Genomic DNA, 20,409 nt, shown 5'->3' on the forward strand with positions numbered 1-20,409 from the left:
GCGGAGCCCCCTGATGGCATCGGTGAATGTGCTGTTCGCCCTTTGCTAACGTGCAGGAGGCAGGCCGGTTCCGCGCCAGGAACCGAAGGCGGCCGCCCGCATGTGATCGACGCTACTCGCGCGCCACCACCGCCGGCCGGCCATATTTGGCGCGGATGCGATCCGGCGCCGGCGTGAAGTTGAGCTGCGCGCCGCGCCGGTCCGGACGGCTCACCGACATCAGCCCGTCCTTGCCGGCGACGATGTCGCCCTTGCGCAAGGTCGGATCGTCCTCGATTTTCACCGCGGCGAGGCCGACAGAGTCCTTGCCGTTGCAGGTGCAGCCCGAGACCAGCTCGTCGCGATAGCGGAACGCGTTCGGCAGCTCGGAATACGGCTTGCCGTCTTCCGTCGCGGCGTTGTCGATATTGCCGCCATAGACCACTTCGGTCGCGCTCGCCGGACAGAAGCTGTTGCAGCTTTCCGCCTTGCTCTGGTTGCCGGTCGACGCAAGCGGGAAATAGCGGCCGTCGCAGGTCCGCACGCAATAGGCCTGGCCGACGTCATAGCGTGGACGGCGCTCGACCCGCGGCATCATAGGCGGCCCATCGTCGAACGGCATCCGAATCATCGGCGGGCGGCCATGCATGAAGCCGCCGAACAGTTGCGAGAAGAAATCCTGGGCTTGCGCCGCAGGCGCAAGGGACAGGCCAAGCACTGCCGCGGTCCCGAACGCCCACCGCCTGGAGTATCGCGTCACCATCACCGGCCCTCAGTACAACATCGATCGTCAGTACAACGAGGAAGCCGTCGGGATGTTCATCGCCTGACGCCCGGACGGCAGCGTCGCCGCCGCGGGGCGCGGCCGCGACGCGGCCGGCCGGACCGAGATCTGCGTCGTGGTCGGGCCGATCTCGCGCGCGGCGAGGTGCGGCGCGTTCTTCGGCAGCACCACGACCCTGGTGCCGACATCGACCCGGCTGAACAGGTCGGAAACGTCTTCATTGGTCAGGCGGATGCAGCCGGACGAGACGAACTTGCCGATCGTCGAGGGATCGTTGGTGCCGTGGATGCGGTATTCGCTGGAGCCGAGATACATCGCGCGCGCACCGAGCGGGTTGCCCGGGCCGCCGGCCATGAAGCGCGGCAGATAGGGCTGGCGCCTGATCATCTCGGCCGGCGGATGCCAGTCCGGCCATTCGGCCTTGCGGCTGATGGTCTGCGTGCCGGCCCAGGTGAAGCCCTCGCGGCCGACGCCGACGCCGTAGCGGATCGCCCGGCCGCCGCCGAGCACGTAATAGAGTGCGGTGTTGCCGGTATCGATGATGATGGTGCCGGGCGCCTCAGTCGTATTGAGCGCGACGGTGGTCCGGCGCAGCCGCTCCGGCAGCGCGCCGTCCTCGCCGGCCCCACTCGAGGGGTCGTTCATCACCTCGTCGGCGGGAAATGCGCCCGGCTGCGTCGGCGCATAGCCGAGCGCGGAAGAACGGACCTGGGCGCTGGCCGATGTGGCGACAACAAACGGCGTCGCAAACAGGACGCTGGCGAAGGCAAGGGTGCGCGCGGCGCGCGACGCAAGCCGGCGGCTGGAAACAGACTGCTGTGTCATGTGCTGCCCCTGGACGGGATGCGCATCGTGGTGATGCGATGCCGGGCCAACGCGCATAGCCGCGAGTCGGTTCCGCCGCGAATCGTCCCGAAGCCGCGACTGTCAACCCGTCACGTCTCACGAACGCGCGACGGAACTTTCCGAGGAGCGGCCCGTTGTCATCGCGCCATTCGACGCGCGGGGCGACCACGCGGCGGGTTTGTTCGTCCTCACGCGGGAGGAGTTCGGTGCGCGCCTTTCCAAGTGAAGACCTGCTTGGCAAAGCGCCCGAAGGCACGCCAGTCCCCGACAGCAAGATCGAACTGCCGCCGGTTGTCAGCCGCGCCGAGGCCGTCGCTTTCGCATTGATGGCCCTGCTGGTTATTGTCATTGTCGCGGTGCTCTATTTCGCACGCGCCTTCTTCCTCCCGATCACCATGGCCTTCATCGTCGGCACCATGCTGTCGCCGGCGGCGAGCATGCTCGAGCGCTATCGGATTCCGCGCGCGCTCGGCGCGGTCGTCATCGTGATCGCGGTCGGCGCCGCCGTCAGCTTCATGGTCGGGCTGATTGCCTCGCCGGTGATGGAGTGGAGCTCGCGGCTGCCCGAGCTCGGCGCGATCCTGAAGGAGAAGCTGCACGTGTTCGACCGGCCGCTCGCGCTGTGGCAGGAATTGCAGACCATGGTCGGCGGCTCCGATACGCTGGCCACGCTCCAGCTGCCGAAATTCGAATGGGTGCAGCCGACGCTGGAATTCCTGTCGCCGACCTTCGCCGAATTCCTGCTGTTCATCGCGACCCTGATCCTGTTCATCGCAAGCTGGAAGGATCTGCGCCGCGCACTGGTGATGGCATTCAGCGAACGCACGGCGCGGCTGCGTACGCTGCGCATCCTCAACGAGGTCGAGACCCATCTCGGCAATTATCTTCTGATGGTGACCATGATCAATGTCGGCGTCGGCATCGTCACCGGCGCGATCTGCGCAGCAACGGGCATGCCAAATCCGGCTGGGCTCGGTGCGCTCGCCGCCACGCTGAACTTCGTTCCGATCATCGGGCCGATCGCGATGTTTGTCGTGCTGGTCGCGGTCGGCATCATCGCCTCGCCGACCATCGGCGCCGGGCTGATCGCGCCGGCCTGCTTTACCGTCGTGACCTTCATGGAAGGACATTTCGTCACGCCGACGATCGTCGGCCGCAGACTGTCGCTGAACGCGCTCGCAGTCTTCCTGGCGCTGGCGTTCTGGACCTGGCTATGGGGCCCGATGGGCGCCTTCCTGTCGTCGCCGCTCCTGATCGTGGCACTGATCGTCAAGGAGCATTTGATGCCGGTCAATTCGCCGCAGCTGCCGGAGGACTAGTGTCCCGAATCCGAAGTTCGCATCATTTGCCGTACCTTCGGAGCGAACTTCGGATTCGATAAGGACACTAGCAAACTTATGATTCTAGTGTGCTTTATGAATGCGAAGTTCGTGAAAGTGGCTGCCGCGAAATCGCACGAACTTCGCATTCAGCACACTAGCAAGGCGTTCTCGAGCGAAGCCGGCACCGTTTGAAAGCCCGGTTTCACGGCTGGAACCATGCACCGCGCGGCGCGTTTTTGCTCCAGCACGCAAGTTCTCCGGGAGCTTTTCGATGTCGAGCACGGACAGCGCATTTGGGATCAAGAACATGACGGACAAAGCGACCTACGAACGCCTTGAAAAGGATGTCACCGCCGTGAAGAACGATATCGCCGCCCTCACCGAACAGATCACCGACGCGCTGAACTCGTTTGCCAACAACGCGGGCAAGCAGGCCCGCCGCCGCTACAAGGATGCGCGCGCCAGTGCGGAAGATACACTCGACGACATGTCGGAGCGCGGCAGCGCGATGATGGGCGCGGCGCAGGATGCCGCATCCTCGATCGAGGAATCGCTGGAAGATATGATCACGCAGCGGCCGCTGGCGACGGTCGGCCTTGCGCTCGGTCTCGGCTTCCTGATCGGCGTCACCTGGCGTCGCTAGGCAATCTGCGGTCAGCCCCATGGTGGCGATCACGCGGAAACCACCCCTCTGGATGCGATGGCGGCGCTGGCGCGCCGCCGCCGCGTTTGTCGACGCGCTCTTCAGGGCAAGGTTCGAGGCAAGATTCAGGACAAGATTCAGGGCAGGGCTGGTCGATGCTTCAGCGGCTGATCAATGACGTCAAGGATACCACCGGCAACGCGCTGCGGCTGACGTCGCTGGCCGCGGCCGCCGCGATCGCGCTGTTCATCACCATCGGCTTTCTGTGCGCGGCCGCCTTCGTCTACGTGCTGCAGCACTACGGGCCGGTGGAAGCGTGCCTCGCCGGCGCCGCGCTGTTCCTTGTCGTCACGCTGATCACCGCCAGCGTCTACATCGTGCGCAAGCGCGAGATGCGGCGCCGTGCCGAGAAGGCGGCAAAGGCCGCCGCGGCCAATGTGTTTGCCGATCCGGTGGTGGTCGCCACCGGCCTGCAGATCGTGCGGGCCATCGGGGCGAAGCGGCTCATCCCGATCCTGGCGATCGGCGGCCTCGCACTTGGCCTGATGGCAGGCCGCAGCGCTGCCAGCAACGGCGAGGCGGACGAGGAGGAATAGCCTGCGTTGCCCGGTAAGGTGCAAACCGCAACCGACGACGTCATCGCCCCGGGCTGAACATCAAAAGCCAGGCGATGACGCCGTCGATATTAGACGACTGTGCGCCCTTTTCAGGTCACGCAGCGGCCGGGCTGCAGCAGCTTGGCCACTTCGGTCAGCACGCTGACCACGGGCTCGCAGGCCACCTTGCGGGTGTCGCCGGGCCGTGCCCGAGCCGGCACCGCGGGGCGATGGCGCGCCTCTTCCTTGGCCACGGGGACGCGGACCAGCACCGACGTATCGGGAAGCCGCTCGACCTTCAGCGCAACGGTCCGGCTCGGCAGGCCGGTGACCGGAACCGTGGAACGGTCGGTCTTGGCGGCCCGATTGACGGCGCTCTCCGGCGCCAGTGCGGTGGTGACCTGCTGGCGGCCGATGAGATCGTGGCCAGATGCCAGCTGGACGGCGCCAAGCGTCAGCCCAGCCGCCAGCGCAGCGAAAATTCCCATCTGAATCTTTGACATGGTGATGTCCCTCGCCCCATGGAAATTCGCTCGACGATCCCTTGGCGATCCCGGACACAACGCGAACGAAACCCGCGGGGTTCTCGCGTCCGGCCATCACTTAACCGTGTACGAAAATATTTTCGCTTGTACGGAACGACTCAGGGGGTCTGCGAGTCTTTGGAAGAGCCGGTTATTCCCCCTGCCCCATTGACCGGCGACGTAGGGCGCGACCGTGGTGATGCCGGTCGCGCCCTGCTCTTTTCTGGTGTGCCGCAAACGATGCGTCAGCCGGCCTGTCGCTCACCGGTCGCAATCGAAAAATCTGAAACCAATGGCCCGGTCCTGCCACTCGCGAGAGGACCGTCCGCGTCAGGCATTGTCGTTCGATGGCATGTCCTGGGATCGAACAACCGTCACTTCACGGCAGGACGGGCAACGACCGACGTGAAACTTGATTCCGGTTGTCTGGTCGTCGACGAGCATCAATTCGCTCAAGGGCTCACCGCATTTGCAGGTGACCGTTTTCTGATCGGCAAAGTACATCTGACGTCCTCCATAAGCCTGGAGATTTCTCGTCTTCGGGGCGAGCTTGTTTGCGCCGTGCTCGCCCCCTCGCTTCCGCTCCTTCTCGGTCGATCAGATCCGGGCCATCCGGATTGGTGGGTGTGACTCCAAGCGCTTATTTCGAAGCGGATTTCGTCTTCCGTAACTCCGCAGCTTCGCGCGCCTGCCGTTCGGCCTTGAGGCGCTGGAAGTTGTCGTAGAACGCCTTCTCGTTGGCGCGATGCTCCTTCATCGCCTGCGATGCATCTTGCTGACGCTGCGCATCACGGTCCTTGCGCTGCTGGGGAGTAAGATTCATGCGACCTCCGACTAAGCTCTTGAATCAACGCTGGATTCAACGCACGAGGCCGGAAAAGGTTGCACCTTGGCAAGCAACTGGATCTATTTGCGCAGGCTCGCCCAGACGCCGCCGAGGATCAAAAGGCCGCCAACCAGATGGATCAGCTTCGGCGGCTCGCCAAGGATGATCCAGGACAGCAGCGCGCTCGCGATCGGTGCGACGTAGAGCACCAGCGAGCTCCGCACCGAGCCGAATCGCGCGCCGAGCCAGGCGAAGCCGGCATAGGCGATCAGGCCGGGCACGAGGCCGGCGAAGACATAGGCCTCGAACGCCCGGGTGTTGAACACCTCCGCCGGCATGGCCCACATCTCCCGGAGCGCCTGCGGCAGCGAGCACAGCGCGCCGGCCGCCGAGAACAGGCTGACCCGAGCCAGCAGCGAGGCGCGCGGCGCGACGCGCGACTGCAGCAGCGTGTAGCCGGACCAGCCGAGCATCGCGCACACCACCAGGAGATCGCCCCAGGCCGCGCTCGATTGCGTCAGCGTTTCCAGATGACCGCCCGAGACGATCAGGAGCGCGCCGCCGAGCGCCAGCGCCGTGCCGAGCCATTGCAGCGGACCAATATGCTCGATGCCGAGCGCCGCCGAGATCAGCAGCACCATGATCGGCGACAGCGCGAAGATCAGCGCGATGTGGATCGCCGTGGTCGTGATGCCGGCGATGTAGACCGGGCCGCCGCACAGGAACATGCCGAGGAAGCCGGCGGCGAAGATCGGCCAGAGGTTCTGCGCCAGCGGGATCTTGCCGTCGCGGATCGCTGCGATCGCAAACGGCGCGAGGCCGATGGCGATGATGCTCCAGCGGAAGAAGGCCAGCGAAAACGGCGGCACCGAGCCGGCAAGCCCGCGCGCCAGAACCTGGTTGGAGGCCTGCCCGACCGCGACCAGGATGAAGCCGGTCAGCGCGACCGCGTCCTCCCAGCCTTTGGCGGGGCGGCTGACCTGCGCTTTCGGCAGCTCCGCATCCATGACACCGCCCCCTCAACCGGCGCGCGATCGGCTCACACGTCCGCTACTGCTCGGCCGCCTCGCGCTCCATGTCGCGGCCGGCGAGATCCTCGCCCTGCATGTCGGCGTATTCGCGCGCCATCTCGCGCATCAGGAATTTGGCGGGGACGTCGTGATAGCTGCCGTGGTCGTTGACATACTGCATGTAGGCGCGCCCTTCGCCGTCGAAGGGATGCAGCAGCGCGTCGGCGTGGCCGTCGAAATCGAGCGGCTTGACGCCGAGCTTGGCGCACAGCGTGTCGTTGAAGGTCGGCGTCGCCTTGCGCCAGGCGCCATCGACGAACACTTCGGTGAAGCCGTGCCAGGTGAACAGGTCCGAGCCCATGCTCTGGCGCAGCTTCTCGGTGGTGAGATGGTTGCGCACATCGGCGAAGCCGACACGCGCCGGGATGCCGTGGACCCGGCAGGCCGCGGCATAGAGCGCAGCCTTGCCGACGCAGTAGCCGTCGCCGGCGGCGAGCACGCTCGAGGCCCGGTAGCTCTCGGGCGAGCGCATGCTGACATAGGGGTTGTAGCGGATGCCGTCGCGCACCGCGGTGTAGAGCCGGCGCGCCTTGTCGCGCGCGTTGGCGTCGGACGGAACGGCGGCGCGGGCGAACGCCTCGACGGCGGGATGGTCGCTGTCGACATATTCGCCAGGGTCGGTGTAGAGGCGACTGATCGTTTCCGGGAGATGCTCGGTCATGGCGCAAGCTTAGCAAGCCATGTGGGCCGTTCAATGCAGCACGTGCAGCCCTGCCCCGCTCCGATTGAATCGAAACGGGGGCCTGGATTTCAGTTTTGACACGCGTTTTCTTCACGCGAACCGGTGCCCACGTCGCTCGAAAACACGCTAAAGCGCGATGAGATTAGGTTGAATCATCATCGCGTTTTAGCTCCTTGTTTGAGCATGATCTTCTCGGAAAACCGCTTCGCACTTTTCCGGATCATGCTTTAGTTCTTGAAGTGTTCGTCCAACTGCGGCGGCGGGTAGCTGCGCCGCCTCGCCTTGAAATATTCACGTGCGAAATGGATGCCGATCCCGATCAGGAACGGCGGCGCAAGCGCGGCGGCGATCATCAGCGCGGTGAGCGACTTCGGCGTCAGGATGTCCAGCACCATCGACGCCAGCAGCCACAGCGTGGCAGCAATCACCGCGACGTCGATATGCTTCATTCCCCGGTCTTTCCCTTGGTTCCTGGCTGCCATCCGGGTTCCATCCTACCGGCTGGTCCCGGACGCGCCAAGGATTCCGGGCGGCGGACGGTACCTCCCGCCCTTCACTTTCATGTTTGGAACGGCGCTTGCGCCGGCCACGTTGGTGCAGAAGTCCTGGATCCAGGATCAAATCTTGATCCGGATCCGCCGAGCACGGAGGCCGCGATGGGCAACTCCAGTGACATCCACAGCGGCGTCGACCATCCCGCCAGCCGGAACGGCGTCAACGATCCCGTCGACGGCGTCGATGTGAAGCGAACCTTCAACGACAACCAGACGCCGCACGAACGTGCGCAATGGGCCGCCGATGTGCGCGCCGACGCCACGCCGAAGCGCGGCGAGCCGTTCCTGCCCGAAGCGCTGCGACGGCCGCCGACCGCACCGCTCAATCCACGCACCGGCCGCCGCGCGACTGACTAGGCTGTGAACGCCCGCACCAGCAGCAGGCCGCCGAACAGCGCGAGAATCGAAAGCGCAACTGAGGCTGCCATGTAGGCGCCGGCCAACCATAGCTCGCCGCGCTGCATCAGCACGATCACATCGAGCGAGAAGGTCGAGAAGGTGGTGAAGCCGCCGCAAATGCCGACGGTGAGAAACACCCGCATCGCCTGGCTGGCATTCCAGCTCAGCGCGAACGCTTCCGCGAAGACGCCGATCAGGAATGAACCCACGATGTTGATCACCAGCGTGCCCCAGGGAAATTCCGCGCCGACCAGGCGCCCCGCGCCGATCGCCACCAGATAGCGCGCGACCGATCCCAGCGAACCGCCGATCGCGACCGCCGCCAACAACTGAACGTTCAATGCTCCACCTTTCCGGCTCGCCATTCGACGAAGCCCGCCACCAACCCAAGCACGAAGGTCGCCGCGACCAGCTCGCCCGGCGCGCCGACCAGCAGGGCGACGACACCGACGAGCCAGATCGACCCGACCAGCGACAATGCGATTGAGAGTGAACCAGGAAGACCCGCCATGCGCTGTCCCTTCTCATTCGCGGGACACGGCGGGTCGGCGGTGGCGCATGCTCCTACCGACGCTGTCGCGCCCGGTAGGAGTCATCAGCCTTGCGGCGGTTATCGGGGAACTCCATCCCCATCAACATGGGAATGGTAGGCGGGCGGAGCGGCGGGAGCAAGTGGGCCGTTCCGCCGTTTCGCTTCTCGGCTCAGCCGGCCGTCGACAGCATCGCGTTCAATTCGACGGCTGTCCGCAGTTGCTCGATGCGCGCGACGATCTGCTCGCGTTCGGCACCGCGCGGCAATTGCGCGAGCCGGCTTTCAAGTCGCACGCGGTGTTCCTCGAGGCGCTGCTCGAATGTGTGGGGTTCAGATCGCTTCCGCTTTTGAATCGTCCTCTGCATTATCGACCTTTGGCGGTTGAAGACCGGGGCTGTTGGCCCAGCGGTCCAGTTGCTCGATGACTTTCGCGTGGCTCGGACGCCGCGGTTTCGGGGCTTCCGGCTCCTCGGATAGCTTGCGGGGAAGCTTGACGTGGTTGGTCATGGCATCTCTCCAGCAGCATAACGAGATGGGTGGTCGGACCGTTCCTTTATTTTTATCTAAACTATTGATTTCATTTGGAAAATTTACTCAATCAACGTTTTTAACTCAACCGATGGAACCCCACGCGAGTTTGGCGGTTTAGCAAATCACTCAACAAGCTAAGTTTGGGTGTTTTGCGATGAATGAGCTTCGCGCCGAACGGCTTCAGGTCATGCTGTCGCCAGAGGAGTTGGCAGCCCTCGACGATTTCCGCTTCAAGCACCGCATGCCGACCCGCGCCGCGGCGGTCCGCGAGTTGCTCAAGCTCGGTCTGGCCGGCGGTGGCACCGATGGGGCGGCAGGAGTGAAATCGAGCGATTACGGGGTATTCAACCGGGGGCCGGATGGACATATCCAGAGCGATGCCCCGCTAGAGGCGGAAGAGGATTGACGGCGCGTTGGCGCAGACGTGGCGGTTCAGCCTGCGGCGAACAGGTCGACAATCGCCTGCAGGATGCACACCACGAGGGCCGACGTGAACATCGCCGTGCCGAGATCTGCGAGATAAAGCAGTTGCGCCCTCTGCTCCGCATCAAGCCGCGCGATCGCCTTGCGCATGGCCAAGCTCCCTTTTCGGGAGAACGCGATGCACCGATGTCCGTTCCCTCGCCTGCATCAGGCTCGCTGCAGCGCCAGCGTCACGCCGCCGAGCGTCAGTGCCATGGCGCCGATCTCGCGCAGGCCCAGCGGCTCACCGAGAATGATCGCGGCCGACACCACGCCGATGACCGGCACCAGCAGCATGCCCGTTGACGCCGATGTCGGCGGCAGGCGGCGCAGCGTCTCAGCCGAACGCCGTCACACCACTAGGTAGAGAAAGCCCACCGTTCGATCGCGCTGCGTCGTATCCATGGGCGGCGCTTAGCAGGCGAACGCACGGGATTCCACATCGCTTCGCGTATGAGGGGCGTGTAGCGTATGCGGGGACGCGCGGCACGCTCCGTCAGGCGAAGGTGCCGATCGTGATCCGCGGCCAGCCGTCGTTTTTCCGAGCGGCGGCAAGCCTGGCCGTCCAGGCATCGATCAGGCTTGCGATGAGCAGGCGGCCGGTGCCGCGCATGTCGGGCAGTTTCATGGTCGGGGTGCCGAGCGTGAGCGCGACCACGCCGTGGGTCGCCGCCAGCAGCGCGGTCGCGAGCCGCTGCGGCAGGCCAGGCGCCGGCTCGGCGCCGTGTGCCGCCAGAAATTCCCGCACCGAGATCACGAACAATTCGTAGCTGCGGCGCGCGATCTCGGTCTCGCCGAAATAGACGCCGTCGGGAAAACGGCGGTCCTCGGTCGTACCGGACATCGAGAACAGTGAGCGGAAGTGATCGGGATTGTCGGCCCAGTAATCGAGATAGGTTTCCATCACGCGCCGCAGCCGCAGATCGCTGTCGGCCGTCTCCGCGCGGACCCGCTCGAGGCGTTCGGCGACCGCCTCGAGATTCTGCTGCTTCACCGCGAGCAGCAGCAGCAGCTTGGTCGGGTAATATTTGAGAACGGTGCCCTTCGAGTAGCCGATCGCGTCGGCGATCTTCTGGATCGATACGGTCTCGAGCGTGCCGGCGGCGAACTCCTTGCGCGCGGTCTTAAGGATCAGCGCCTTCAGCGCCTCCTTGTCGGCCTCCTGGCGCGCCCTGCGCTGAAAGCGCCGTGCGTCTTTGGCTCGCTCCACGATCGACATCCCCATCTGCCTCGCGCCTCCATGCCGCGCACCCGCCCCGATGGCAACCCCGCCCTTGCAATATGCAAGTTAATTGACTATGGTCAATTAACTAATGACAAGACGGGAGGATCCGATGAGCACCCATGCGAGCCCCTTTGCCGGCGAAATGGCCCGCAGCGATTTCGATCCGTTCAGCGCGGCGACGCGGGCCGATCCCTACGGCACCTATGCGGAGCTGCGTGCCGCGGCGCCGGTCATCCGCCTGACCAGATATGACATCTGGGCGGTGCCGCGCTTTGCCGAGGTCAAGACGATCTTCGGAGACCATGTCAATTTCAGCAACGCCGGCGGCGCGGGACTTGCGAACCACTTCACGGAAAAGCCGTGGCGGCCGCCAAGCATCGTGCTGGAAGCCGATCCGCCGCTGCACACCCGAACCCGTGCGGTGCTGGCGCGGATCCTCTCACCCGGCGCGATGCGGCGGCTTGCAGATGATTTCAAGTCAACGGCGACGCGGCTGATCGACGGGCTGGTCGAGCGCGGATCGTTTGACGCCATCAAGGACATCGCGGAGGTGTTTCCGGTCAGCGTGTTTCCCGACGCGCTCGGCATCGACCAGGAGGGCCGCGAGAACTTCCTGACCTATGGCGCGATGGTGTTCGCCGGCTTCGGGCCCGAGAACGACTATTTTCGCGATCTGATGCAGCAGGCGCCCCGCGTGCTGCCCTGGGTCGCGGCGCGCTGCCAGCGCGAGGCGCTGCGCCCGGGCAGCTTTGGCGCGCAGGTCTATGAAGCGGCCGACGCCGGCGAGATCAGCGCGGAGGAAGCACCATTGCTGGTGCGCTCGCTGCTCTCGGCCGGGCTCGACACCACGATCAGCGCGATCGGCATGGCGCTGTACACGCTTGCGCGCCATCCCGAGCAATGGTCGCTGGTTGCAGCCGATCCGTCGTTGTCGCGCGCGGCATTCGACGAGACGCTGCGCTTCGATTCACCGGCGCCGTTCGTGTTCCGCACCACGCCGCATGACACCGAGATCGCAGGCGTCAAGATCGGCAAGCACGAGAAGGTGCTGCTGCTGCTCGCCTCCGCCAACCGCGACGAAACGCGCTGGGAGCATGCCGACCAATTCGACGTCAGACGGCGGCTCTCCGGACACATGGGCTTCGGCGTCGGCATCCACGGCTGTGTCGGGCAGATGGTGGCGCGGCTGGAAGCCGAGGCCGTGATCGCAGCGCTCGCCAGCCGCGTCAAGCAGCTCGAGATTGCAGGCCTCACAGCCTTCCGCGACAGCTCGGGCCTGCGGGCGCTCAGCACAATGCCGGTCCGCGTGACGCCGAAGTAACGTCGCTATCGAAGGCTCAAAAAAAGCCGGCGTACCTTTCGGCACGCCGGTCTGGATTTTGCTCCCTTGCGTAAATTCAGATCATGCCGATGCCGCGCGCGGCGTGCGGTTGCGCGAGTTGCGCTGGAAGAACAGCGCCTGGCTCGCCACCGCCGACACCATCGCCGGCTGGAACGGCTTTGAGATCAGGAATGCCGGCTCCGGCCGCTCGCCGGTCAGGAAGCGCTCGGGATAGGCGGTGATGAACACCACCGGCACCTCGAAGGTCCGCAGCAACTCGTTCACGGCATCGAGGCCCGACGAGCCATCGGCGAGCTGGATATCGGCGAGGATCAGGCCGGGCTTCTTGTTCTTGGCGAGCGCCACGGCGTCGGAATGCGTGCGGGCAACGCCGATGACGTTGTGACCGAGATTCTTCACCAGGCTCTCGAGGTCCATGGCGATGAAGGTCTCGTCCTCAATGATCAGGACGTCGGTGGCGATCTCGGCGGCCATCTCGCGGCCGGCGGCATCGGTGAGCTTGCGCGTCTCGGCGATATCGGTGCCGAGAATGTAGCCGACCTCCTCCTCCGAGAAGCCCTCGAGCGACAGCAGCAGGAAGGCCTGGCGAGGCAGCGGCGTGATGTTGGACAGCCGACGCTCCGGCGGCAGCGACAGCGTCGCCACGTCGGCATTTTCGTTGTTGTTCACCGACACCGAATTCCAGATCTGGGTGAACAGCCGAAACAGGCCGGCGCGCGGCCCGTGGGTCTGATCCAGCAACGATCCATCCTGCAACAGGGCCTCGAGCATGGCCCCGACATAGGCGTCCCCCGACGCCTGATTTCCGGTCAGTGCGCGAGCGTAACGGCGCAACAGCGGAAGGTGTTCGGCAACGATCTGCGATCGGGACATTCCCACTCCATCCTTGTTCGTGAGGCCTGGCGGCCTGAAACCCGTTGTCTGGGGGCGGCAGAATCCAGTTCTGGGACGACCCCGGTTCCCCTGCATGGCCGACTACGCGCGAAAGCCGAAAAAGTTCCACGAAATAGTTCCAGCATTCCGGAACTTTCTGCGCAACTTTGCATTAGCTCCTAACCGACGAGGCAACGCGGCCAGCCTCTTTTTTCGAGAAAACGACTTGGAAATCAGAGACTTAACTCCCGGGGAAGCGTGGATCACATCATGAAGGAAGTAAAGAAGCAGGGCGGTCTCAACGCCGAGATTCAATCGAGAATCGGCCACCAGCTTCGCGCCATGTACGATGACGTGGTGCGACAGGGCGTACCCGACCGCTTTGCGGAGCTGATCCGCAAACTCGACGGGCCGGAGGCTGCGGCGGCGGCCGTCGCCGGGGGCGATACCGACAAGAACAATGGAGGGGACTGATGCCTCTCACGAATGAACTTCGCGACGATATCCTTGCGTCGGTCCCGAGCCTGCGCGCGTTCGCGATCTCGCTGTCCGGTAATGGTGACCGCGCCGACGATCTGGTGCAGGAGACCCTGCTGCGCGCGATCGCCAACATCGACTCGTTCCAGCCCGGCTCGAACCTCCCCGCGTGGCTGTTCACCATCCTGCGCAACCTGTTTCGCTCCGACTACCGGAAGCGGCGGCGCGAGGTCGAGGATGCCGAGGGCAATTATGCCAAGACGCTGAAGAGCCAGCCTTCGCAGGCGGCGCATCTGGAATTCGAGGAATTCCGCGCCGCGCTTGAAAAGCTGCCGCAGGACCAGCGCGAGGCGCTGATTTTGGTCGGCGCGTCCGGCTTCTCCTACGAGGATGCCGCGGCAATCTGCGGCTGCGCGGTCGGCACCATCAAGAGCCGCGTCAACCGCGCGCGATCGAAGCTCTCCGCGCTGCTCTATGTCGACAGCGCCGAGGATTTCGGCCCCGACAACACCGTGCGTGCCGTGATCGGCGGCAATGGCGGCTAAGCGCGGCCACGGCGATAAATGAGAAAAGGCGGCCCGCGGGCCGCCTTTTTTCATGTTGGCCTGCAAGGCCACGCTCTGCGCGCCGTCAGCTGGCCATCGCCTTGACGGACGCCGGCTTGAAGCCGTTTCTCAATTCGAGGATCTTGGCTGCGATTTCGGTCACCGGGACCGGGTGACTGAATAGGAAGCCCTGCGCCTCGTTGCAGCCTTCGGCCCGCATATGATCCAGCTGCTCGACGGTCTCGATGCCCTCCGCGATCGTGGTCATGCCGAGGCTTCTGCCGAGGCTGATGACGGCGCGGACGATCGACTTCGATCCATGCGTCGCGGTCGCATCGCGCACGAAGGATTTGTCGATCTTGAGCTTGTCGAACGGGAAGCTGCGCAGATAGCTCAGCGACGAATAGCCGGTGCCGAAATCATCCAGCGCGATGCGCACTCCCTGCGCCTTCAGCTTGTGCAGCGTTGCGAGCGTCTCGTTGCTGTTCGCTAGGAACACGGACTCGGTGATTTCGAGCTCCAGCCGGCGCGGCGACAATTTTGACGTCGCGAGCGCGCCGACGACGACGTCGGTGAAGTCGGCATCGCGAAACTGGACCGCGGATACGTTGACCGCGAGCTTCATCTCGCTGGGCCAGGTCGTCGCCTGTTCGCAGGCGCGATTGAGCACCCATTCTCCCAGCGGGCCGATCAGGCCGATCTCTTCCGCGATCGGGATGAACTGGTCCGGCGGCACCAGCCCGCGCTTGGGGTGATGCCAGCGCAGCAGCGCCTCGAAGCCGCAGATGCGGTCGAGATGGAGATCGTAGAGCGGCTGGTAGAACAACGAGAACTCGTCCTTGACCATCGCCTCGCGAAGGTCGAGCTCGATCGCCCGACGCCGCTGCAGGCTGGCGTCCATCGCAGGCTCGAAGAAGCGCCAGGTGCCGCGGCCTTCCATCTTGGCGCGGTACAAGGCGACGTCGGCGTTCTTCAGCAGCTTCTCGCCGGTGGTGCCGTCGCCCGGCGACATCGAGATGCCGACGCTGCATCCGACGACGACGCGATGCCCGTTCAGCTCGTACGGCGCACCCACGCATTCCACGATGCGGCGCGCGAGGCGTTCGGCCTCGTCGCCGCCCTGGACGCCACACTGGATGACCGCGAACTCGTCGCCGCCCAAACGCGCGACGGTGTCGACCTCGCGGACGCAGGCGTTGAGCCGGTCCGCGACCGCGCACAGCAGTTCGTCGCCGACCGGATGCCCGAGCGTGTCGTTGACCTGCTTGAAATTATCGAGATCGAGGCAGAACACCGCGAAGCCGAGCCCGCGGCCGACCTGCGCAACCGCCAGCTCGATCCGCTCGGCCAACAACGTCCGGTTCGGCAGCTTGGTCAGGGCATCGTGCCGGGCCATGAACGCGATCTGCGATTCCGCCCGTTGCTGTTCGGTGACGTCCTCGCAGGTGACGAGCCAGCCGCCATCGGATGTCGGCCGTTGCGCGATCGCAATGATCCGTCCATCGCTGAGATGCTGCAGATAATTGCCGTCGTGCAGGGCCATCGAGCGCTCGCGCTCCGCCAGCAGGTCGGTGACGGTCCGCTCGCCGTGATTGCCCGCGGCGATGCTCAGGTCGAGCACCTCCTCCATGGTCATTCCGGGAACGACAAGCTCCGGCGATATATCGAAGATCTCGCAGAACCGGCGGTTGGCGACTTGCAGCCGCGCCTCGCTGTTATAGAGGCACAATCCTTGCGACATGTGCGTGAGCGCCGCGTCGAGCCGCAGATTGGTTTCATGCAGCTCGGCCTTCTGCTGCTTCAGCGCGGAGATGTCGCTGTAGACGAGGACGACGCCGCCCTCCTGCGTCTCGCTGCGGCTGACGCGCAGCCAGCGTCCATCCGCAAGCTGCGCCTCGCTCGCAAAGCCATCGATGTCACCGTCGGCAGGCGCCAGCCTGGCGGCATCGAGCGGATTCGACTGCAGGAGCTGCGGCGAGAGACGGATGAATTCACTCGCGCGCGAGTTGGCCAGCGCGACCTGGCCATCCGCGTCGAGCAGCACGACGCCCTCACGCGACGTTTCGAGCGCATCGGAAAGCCGTGCCTGCGCCGAGCGGCGTTGCGATACTTCTTGATTGACCATCCGCCGGATGTTGTCGCGCATCGTTTCCATTGCGGTCAGAAGCGTGCCAAGCTCGTCGGTCCCGCCCTTGGGGATGGTCGCGTCGAGGTCGCCGCCGGCGATGCTTCGCGCGGCCCGCGATGCGATCGCGACCGGCCCGATAATGCGGCGCGCCAGCAGCCACGAAAACAGCGCCGACAGAAACAGCGCGACGGTCAGCCCGGCCACGTTGAGCTGCAGGTCCCGCTTGATCGTCGAGAGCGCCTTTTGCCTGAACAGGAAGCCATCGCCGGCCGTATAATTGACCAGCAGCTCGACCTGCTGACTGACAATCTTGGAGTAGCGATCGACATCGCCGACCGTCGCACCCGGTGCGCGCGGATCGGCCGCCGCGCTGCCCTCCGTGGACGATCCGATCGCGCGCCGGTGCAGCGCCATCCAGGCGTCGGCGGCTTCCTGAACCTTAGCGGCGGCTTGCGCAGCGCGCGAGGATTGCGACCGATCGGCAGCAATCGCCAGGTCTTCCGAGAGCGTCTTCGCGAGCTTTTCAATCTGGCCATCGAGATTGGCGCGAATCTCCGGATCCGTGGTCAGCAGGCGTTGCGACGAGGCGACCCGCATCGCGGCGAAATCCGCACCGGCCGCGCGCGCATAGTTGATCGACATAAGGGATTCGTCGAACGTCTTGGCCACCAGATCGCCGGCATGGCGGATGCCGAGGATGGAGTACCCGCCGAGGGCGACCGCAACGGCGCTCATCGCAAGGCAAAAAATCAGAATCTGGCTGCGGATCGAACCCTTGGTCAGGGCAAGACGCGAAAGGCGGACGGTTGCGAACCGAAAGGCCGCACCGCTCTTTACCTTGAGGTTGCCAAATAGGCTGTCCATGCCCGCGTTTCGCCGTAGTGCTCGATACTCAAGCTACGCAGAAACGCGCAGCACTGCGGAAAATAACTGTCTGCTCAAAATTGCTTTAGTAGTGACTGGAACTCATGCTGAAATCGTTAAGATCAGCTGGCGATAATCACCCTTACAGGTGATCCGGGAGCCACATTTGCAGCCCGGGATAGCCGATATTTGGTGTTCGAGGTTCAGCGGGGGTCTCATGCAGTCAGGCTTGTTGCGCGCCTTGCGCCTGGGCCAGTTCGGCCGCCTGCCGTTTGCGGCGGCGATCGTCACTGGAGCGCTTATTGGAGCAGCTTTGGGCGCAGCCCCTTATGTCATTTCGCAGAAGGATCGTGAATTCAAACCCGCGCAGATCTCGATCAAGCGGGGTGAGGTTTTACGGTTCGTTAACGATGACGGCGAACTGCTGCATCACGCTTATTTGAGCACTGATACGTTCAGTTTCGACTCGGGTGACCAGCAGCCGGGCAGCAAGTTCGACGTCACCTTCTCGGTGCCCGGCGACTACACCGTGCTGTGCGGCATTCACCCGAAGATGAAGCTTGCCGTCCACGTCGCCAAATAGCCGCCCCAGGCGGCGGCGATCTACAGGACCGACGTCTTGAAGATCGCAGCGTGGCCGAAATAATAGACAAACAAGGTCACCGACAGCGCGGCACAGAGCGCGACCGGGGCGAGCCACGGCGCACGACGGTCGCGCGACAACACCTTGTTGTCGGCGACAATCGCTAGCAGGACAGCGATGATTGCCGAGTGTCCGATCGTGTCGATCTTGCCGAATTCGAAGCACGCGCTGATGAACATCCCCGTCAGCACGGTTGCGGCGCAGCGCCGGATCAGCGGCGTCCAGATCAAGGCAAAGGCAAGCGTGAATTCCACCATGCCGGCGGCGCGCATGTAGAACTCGTTGTCGAAGCCCAGCGTCATCGCGGAATGCTCGATCAGCAGCGGGAAGCTCCACTCCGGATAGGCCCATTTTTCGACCGAGGCCCACATCAACGTCACCGCGGCGGCGTAGCGCATCACGTCGATCGGCCGGATTCCGAACAAATCCTTGTTCAGCCCAACCAGCGCAAAATAGGCGGCAACACCGAGAAAGATCGGGTAATCGGCGAGGTGAAAGACACCGTAGTCGCGTACACCGATCCCGAACAGGACCACCATCCCCGCCGCCGACAGCGGCAGCGTGCGTCGTGACAGCATCCCGGCAGCGATCGCAAGCTGCAACGCGCCGACATACGGCGACGTCGTCTTCAACTCGGGCGTCAGCAGGATGCCGCCCACGGCCCAGATCGAGATGAAGAAGAACCCGCACACGGCGCGCATCATCAATTCGGTGCGCAGCCGCAGCCCCTCGGTGACGCGGTCCATCACCCGGATCGTGGCGTCACCCAGCGAGGTGGGCTCGATCAGGCAACCCGCAAACAGCCAGAAGATGGCGACACCGAGCAGCAGCTCGAAATCCAGGCAAAGGACATTCTCGAGTCCGCGGGGCTGGCCGGCGACATCGTAGGCACAAAACCATTTGACATGTGCCTCGGCACTGCGCGCGGCGACGACACAAAACAGAACCGCTGCAAGGCACGTGGCGAAAAAGGAGCGCACCGCCGAGACGGTATCTCGCGCCCATCCACTAAACATTGAACCAACCGCCCACACACTTAAGGACTTGTTTAACTTATATCAAATTTTAAGCTTTGCGCCTGCCGGGACATCCCGTGGTTGCATTGTGGTTAATCGTGGCGGGCGAGCCCCCGGCCTGTCCCTTAGTGCAATCTTTACAGCCGGTTGCCTCAAATTTTAGCTAATTCCGGCACGGGAGCTCAATTCAACTGTCGTAGTGAAATCCGGACAAATCGGATCGGGAGGCCGGTACAGTGTTCGGAGCGTTGAGCGTCGTAAGTATCGGGGTGGGGTCGGCCCTCGCCTATGTGACAAGGTCGTCCGCTGCGCGCACAGCGACCCTCGAGACCTGCGCGGGCGCATTCGTGATCGTGGGGCTCGGCCTCCTGGGCGCGGCGCTGCCGCACCTGTCCTGAAACGAACCTCGTTCTGAACCGCGTTGAGCCGAGGTCAGCGCGGCAGTTTGGGGACGCCTGCCACCGGCGGGGCCGTCGCGGTCAGGGTTTGCAGGAAGGCGATGAGGTCGTTCTTCTCGTCTGCCGTCAGGGACAGCGGCTTGATGTCGGGCGATCGGCTCGGCCGATCGATCCCACCCTTGTTGTAAAGCTCGATGACATCTTCCAGCGTTGCCACCGATCCGTCGTGCATATAGGGCGCGCGGCGCGCGACGTCGCGCAATGTCGGCGTCTTGAACGCATATTTCAGCTTCGCCGAGGTCGGAAAGAAACGGCCGCGCCCGATGTCATGGCCCTTGGCGGTGCCGATATCCTGGAAGGATCCGTCGGAAAACGACGGGCCGCTGTGGCAAGCCGAGCAACGTGCTTTGCCGTTGAAAAGCTCAAAGCCGTGCTGGGCTGATTTGCTGATGGCGGTGTCGTCGCCCTTGATCCAACGGTCGAACGGAGCCTCGCCTGCGACGATGGAGCGCTCGAAGGTCGCCAATGACGCCTCGATCCTCGGCCGCGTGATCGCGCCGTCTCCGAATGCGTGGGCGAAGGCATCGACATAGCCGGGGATCGCCGAAAGTCGCGCGATCAATTCCGGCTCGGTCATGTTCAGGTTCGCCGGACTGAGGATCGGCCCGAACGCAACGGATTCCAGATCCCTGAACTTGCCGTCCCATCCCAGCGGCTCGAAGAAGGCCACATCGATCAATGTAGGCGAGCGGATCGGCAGGCCCTTGGGATCCTCACCGATGGCGCGCGGAAGGCCGTCGGCCCATGAAAGGGATGGCCTGTGGCAGCTCGCGCAGGAGTGTGTCTTTGACCTCGACAGCAGCGGATCGAAGAACAGCAGCTGCCCAAGCGCGGATTTCGCCTCCGAATAGGGATTGCTGCTCGGGAACGGAACGACGTCCGGCCTCCGATAGCTGGCACGGATTGTCGCAGGGTCGCCGGGCGGCGCTGCCGGAGTCAAGGCAAGCGACAGCCCTACCGGCAAAACTGCCGCGAGCAAGGTCAGGCTGACCCAAAGCCTCATCGGGGTCCTCAGACGGTATCCTGCTCGGTATATGCCCAAGCATGTTCAACGAAGTTTTAACAATCGGTTGCGGTCTATTACTGAT

General features: G+C 64.2%; 28 protein-coding genes, 1 pseudogene and 1 riboswitch. Of the genes and pseudogenes, 9 read left to right on the forward strand and 20 right to left on the reverse strand.

Annotated features, from left to right (window positions below; genetic code table 11):
- Positions 1-112: 112 nt before the first annotated feature.
- Both J2R76_RS23570 and J2R76_RS23575 read right to left on the reverse strand, forming a co-directional pair.
- Complete coding sequence (locus J2R76_RS23570) at positions 113-742, reverse strand: DUF2865 domain-containing protein (RefSeq protein WP_057016146.1); 630 nt, start codon at positions 740-742, stop codon at positions 113-115.
- A 27-nt stretch (positions 743-769) separates the two neighbouring features.
- Complete coding sequence (locus J2R76_RS23575; RefSeq protein WP_057016180.1) at positions 770-1,588, reverse strand: L,D-transpeptidase; 819 nt, start codon at positions 1,586-1,588, stop codon at positions 770-772.
- Positions 1,589-1,815: 227 nt separating this feature from the next.
- On the opposite strand from J2R76_RS23575, the gene J2R76_RS23580 reads away from it, so the two are divergent.
- Positions 1,816-2,928, forward strand: coding sequence for an AI-2E family transporter (locus tag J2R76_RS23580; protein ID WP_057016145.1), 1,113 nt, complete (start codon positions 1,816-1,818; stop codon positions 2,926-2,928).
- Positions 2,929-3,012: 84 nt separating this feature from the next.
- Here J2R76_RS23580 and J2R76_RS23585 read toward each other — a convergent pair whose 3' ends face one another.
- Positions 3,013-3,213: a hypothetical protein gene (locus J2R76_RS23585; protein ID WP_253625048.1), complete on the reverse strand. Its 201-nt coding sequence runs from the start codon at positions 3,211-3,213 to the stop codon at positions 3,013-3,015.
- On the opposite strand from J2R76_RS23585, the gene J2R76_RS23590 reads away from it, so the two are divergent.
- Together J2R76_RS23590 and J2R76_RS23595 are read left to right on the forward strand one after the other, a co-directional pair.
- Positions 3,203-3,574, forward strand: coding sequence for a YqjD family protein (locus J2R76_RS23590; protein WP_016842979.1), 372 nt, complete (start codon positions 3,203-3,205; stop codon positions 3,572-3,574). The two genes, J2R76_RS23585 and J2R76_RS23590, sit on opposite strands and share 11 nt — an antisense overlap.
- A 155-nt stretch (positions 3,575-3,729) precedes the next feature.
- Positions 3,730-4,170: a hypothetical protein gene (locus tag J2R76_RS23595; protein WP_057016144.1), complete on the forward strand. Its 441-nt coding sequence runs from the start codon at positions 3,730-3,732 to the stop codon at positions 4,168-4,170.
- A gap of 110 nt (positions 4,171-4,280) precedes the next feature.
- Here the strand turns inward: J2R76_RS23595 and J2R76_RS23600 are convergent, their stop codons facing one another.
- The 6 genes from J2R76_RS23600 to J2R76_RS23625 all read right to left on the reverse strand — a co-directional run bounded on the left by J2R76_RS23600 (position 4,281) and on the right by J2R76_RS23625 (position 7,721).
- Positions 4,281-4,673, reverse strand: a complete 393-nt coding sequence (locus J2R76_RS23600; protein WP_057016143.1) for a hypothetical protein — start codon at positions 4,671-4,673, stop codon at positions 4,281-4,283.
- Between the two features lie 351 nt (positions 4,674-5,024).
- A complete protein-coding gene (locus tag J2R76_RS23605; protein WP_168857994.1) occupies positions 5,025-5,198 on the reverse strand; it encodes a hypothetical protein in 174 nt (57 codons plus the stop codon).
- A 136-nt stretch (positions 5,199-5,334) separates the two neighbouring features.
- Entirely contained in the window at positions 5,335-5,517 is a 183-nt protein-coding gene (locus J2R76_RS23610; protein WP_057016142.1) for a hypothetical protein, read from the reverse strand.
- A gap of 83 nt (positions 5,518-5,600) precedes the next feature.
- Complete coding sequence (locus J2R76_RS23615; protein ID WP_057016141.1) at positions 5,601-6,527, reverse strand: DMT family transporter; 927 nt, start codon at positions 6,525-6,527, stop codon at positions 5,601-5,603.
- Between the two features lie 43 nt (positions 6,528-6,570).
- Positions 6,571-7,251, reverse strand: coding sequence for a transglutaminase family protein (locus tag J2R76_RS23620; protein WP_057016140.1), 681 nt, complete (start codon positions 7,249-7,251; stop codon positions 6,571-6,573).
- 248 nt (positions 7,252-7,499) lie between these two features.
- Positions 7,500-7,721 (reverse strand): hypothetical protein, encoded by a 222-nt coding sequence (locus tag J2R76_RS23625; RefSeq protein WP_057016139.1) that lies wholly within the window; start codon positions 7,719-7,721, stop codon positions 7,500-7,502.
- Positions 7,722-7,928: 207 nt separating this feature from the next.
- Between J2R76_RS23625 and J2R76_RS23630 the strand changes: the two genes are divergently transcribed.
- On the forward strand, positions 7,929-8,183 hold the full coding sequence (locus J2R76_RS23630) for a hypothetical protein (RefSeq protein WP_057016138.1): 255 nt from the start codon (positions 7,929-7,931) through the stop codon (positions 8,181-8,183).
- Here the strand turns inward: J2R76_RS23630 and crcB are convergent.
- The 4 genes from crcB to J2R76_RS23645 form a co-directional block, all read right to left on the reverse strand.
- Positions 8,180-8,566 carry a fluoride efflux transporter CrcB gene (gene crcB, locus J2R76_RS23635; RefSeq protein ID WP_057016137.1) on the reverse strand — a complete coding sequence of 129 codons (387 nt, stop codon included), beginning with the start codon at positions 8,564-8,566 and terminating at the stop codon, positions 8,180-8,182. The genes J2R76_RS23630 and crcB overlap by 4 nt on opposite strands.
- The gene (locus J2R76_RS23640; protein ID WP_156436118.1) at positions 8,563-8,736 is read right to left on the reverse strand and encodes a hypothetical protein; all 174 of its coding nucleotides are present in this window, start codon (positions 8,734-8,736) and stop codon (positions 8,563-8,565) included. Before J2R76_RS23640 ends, crcB begins: the two co-directional genes overlap by 4 nt.
- Positions 8,737-8,804: 68 nt before the next feature.
- A riboswitch (Fluoride riboswitch) is annotated at positions 8,805-8,865 on the reverse strand.
- Between the two features lie 62 nt (positions 8,866-8,927).
- Entirely contained in the window at positions 8,928-9,050 is a 123-nt protein-coding gene (locus J2R76_RS40685) for a hypothetical protein (protein ID WP_256521238.1), read from the reverse strand.
- A gap of 37 nt (positions 9,051-9,087) precedes the next feature.
- The gene (locus J2R76_RS23645) at positions 9,088-9,264 is read right to left on the reverse strand and encodes a hypothetical protein (protein ID WP_194295308.1); all 177 of its coding nucleotides are present in this window, start codon (positions 9,262-9,264) and stop codon (positions 9,088-9,090) included.
- Positions 9,265-9,442: 178 nt separating this feature from the next.
- Here J2R76_RS23645 and J2R76_RS23650 point away from each other — a divergent pair, with 178 nt between their 5' ends.
- Complete coding sequence (locus J2R76_RS23650; protein WP_057016136.1) at positions 9,443-9,694, forward strand: hypothetical protein; 252 nt, start codon at positions 9,443-9,445, stop codon at positions 9,692-9,694.
- A 26-nt stretch (positions 9,695-9,720) separates the two neighbouring features.
- On the opposite strand, the gene J2R76_RS23655 is transcribed toward J2R76_RS23650, so the two are convergent.
- From J2R76_RS23655 to J2R76_RS23665, 3 genes and pseudogenes are all read right to left on the reverse strand, one after another.
- Positions 9,721-9,861: a hypothetical protein gene (locus J2R76_RS23655; RefSeq protein WP_245311324.1), complete on the reverse strand. Its 141-nt coding sequence runs from the start codon at positions 9,859-9,861 to the stop codon at positions 9,721-9,723.
- Between the two features lie 57 nt (positions 9,862-9,918).
- A pseudogene (locus J2R76_RS23660) lies at positions 9,919-10,089 on the reverse strand (EamA family transporter); the annotation flags it as partial.
- A gap of 157 nt (positions 10,090-10,246) precedes the next feature.
- Positions 10,247-10,969, reverse strand: coding sequence for a TetR/AcrR family transcriptional regulator (locus tag J2R76_RS23665; RefSeq protein WP_229191703.1), 723 nt, complete (start codon positions 10,967-10,969; stop codon positions 10,247-10,249).
- A gap of 115 nt (positions 10,970-11,084) precedes the next feature.
- Between J2R76_RS23665 and J2R76_RS23670 the strand changes: the two genes are divergently transcribed.
- Entirely contained in the window at positions 11,085-12,296 is a 1,212-nt protein-coding gene (locus tag J2R76_RS23670; protein ID WP_082653704.1) for a cytochrome P450, read from the forward strand.
- An 81-nt stretch (positions 12,297-12,377) separates the two neighbouring features.
- Here the strand turns inward: J2R76_RS23670 and J2R76_RS23675 are convergent, their stop codons facing one another.
- Entirely contained in the window at positions 12,378-13,190 is an 813-nt protein-coding gene (locus J2R76_RS23675) for a response regulator (protein WP_057016134.1), read from the reverse strand.
- A 270-nt stretch (positions 13,191-13,460) separates the two neighbouring features.
- Here J2R76_RS23675 and J2R76_RS23680 point away from each other — a divergent pair, with 270 nt between their 5' ends.
- Both J2R76_RS23680 and J2R76_RS23685 read left to right on the forward strand, forming a co-directional pair.
- Complete coding sequence (locus tag J2R76_RS23680; protein WP_018269610.1) at positions 13,461-13,664, forward strand: NepR family anti-sigma factor; 204 nt, start codon at positions 13,461-13,463, stop codon at positions 13,662-13,664.
- On the forward strand, positions 13,664-14,212 hold the full coding sequence (locus tag J2R76_RS23685) for a sigma-70 family RNA polymerase sigma factor (protein WP_016847265.1): 549 nt from the start codon (positions 13,664-13,666) through the stop codon (positions 14,210-14,212). Before J2R76_RS23680 ends, J2R76_RS23685 begins: the two co-directional genes overlap by 1 nt.
- Positions 14,213-14,297: 85 nt before the next feature.
- Here the strand turns inward: J2R76_RS23685 and J2R76_RS23690 are convergent, their stop codons facing one another.
- Positions 14,298-17,204, reverse strand: coding sequence for an EAL domain-containing protein (locus tag J2R76_RS23690; RefSeq protein WP_141342493.1), 2,907 nt, complete (start codon positions 17,202-17,204; stop codon positions 14,298-14,300).
- Positions 17,205-17,421: 217 nt separating this feature from the next.
- Between J2R76_RS23690 and J2R76_RS23695 the strand changes: the two genes are divergently transcribed.
- Positions 17,422-17,787, forward strand: coding sequence for a methylamine utilization protein (locus J2R76_RS23695; protein ID WP_076824951.1), 366 nt, complete (start codon positions 17,422-17,424; stop codon positions 17,785-17,787).
- 20 nt (positions 17,788-17,807) lie between these two features.
- Here J2R76_RS23695 and J2R76_RS23700 read toward each other — a convergent pair whose 3' ends face one another.
- Both J2R76_RS23700 and J2R76_RS23705 read right to left on the reverse strand, forming a co-directional pair.
- Positions 17,808-18,791, reverse strand: a complete 984-nt coding sequence (locus J2R76_RS23700; RefSeq protein WP_057016179.1) for a hypothetical protein — start codon at positions 18,789-18,791, stop codon at positions 17,808-17,810.
- Positions 18,792-19,295: 504 nt separating this feature from the next.
- Positions 19,296-20,324, reverse strand: a complete 1,029-nt coding sequence (locus J2R76_RS23705; protein ID WP_057016131.1) for a cytochrome-c peroxidase — start codon at positions 20,322-20,324, stop codon at positions 19,296-19,298.
- Positions 20,325-20,409: the final 85 nt, after the last annotated feature.

It is taken from the genome of Bradyrhizobium sp. USDA 4532 (assembly GCF_024171315.1).
GTDB lineage: Bacteria > Pseudomonadota > Alphaproteobacteria > Rhizobiales > Xanthobacteraceae > Bradyrhizobium > Bradyrhizobium australafricanum.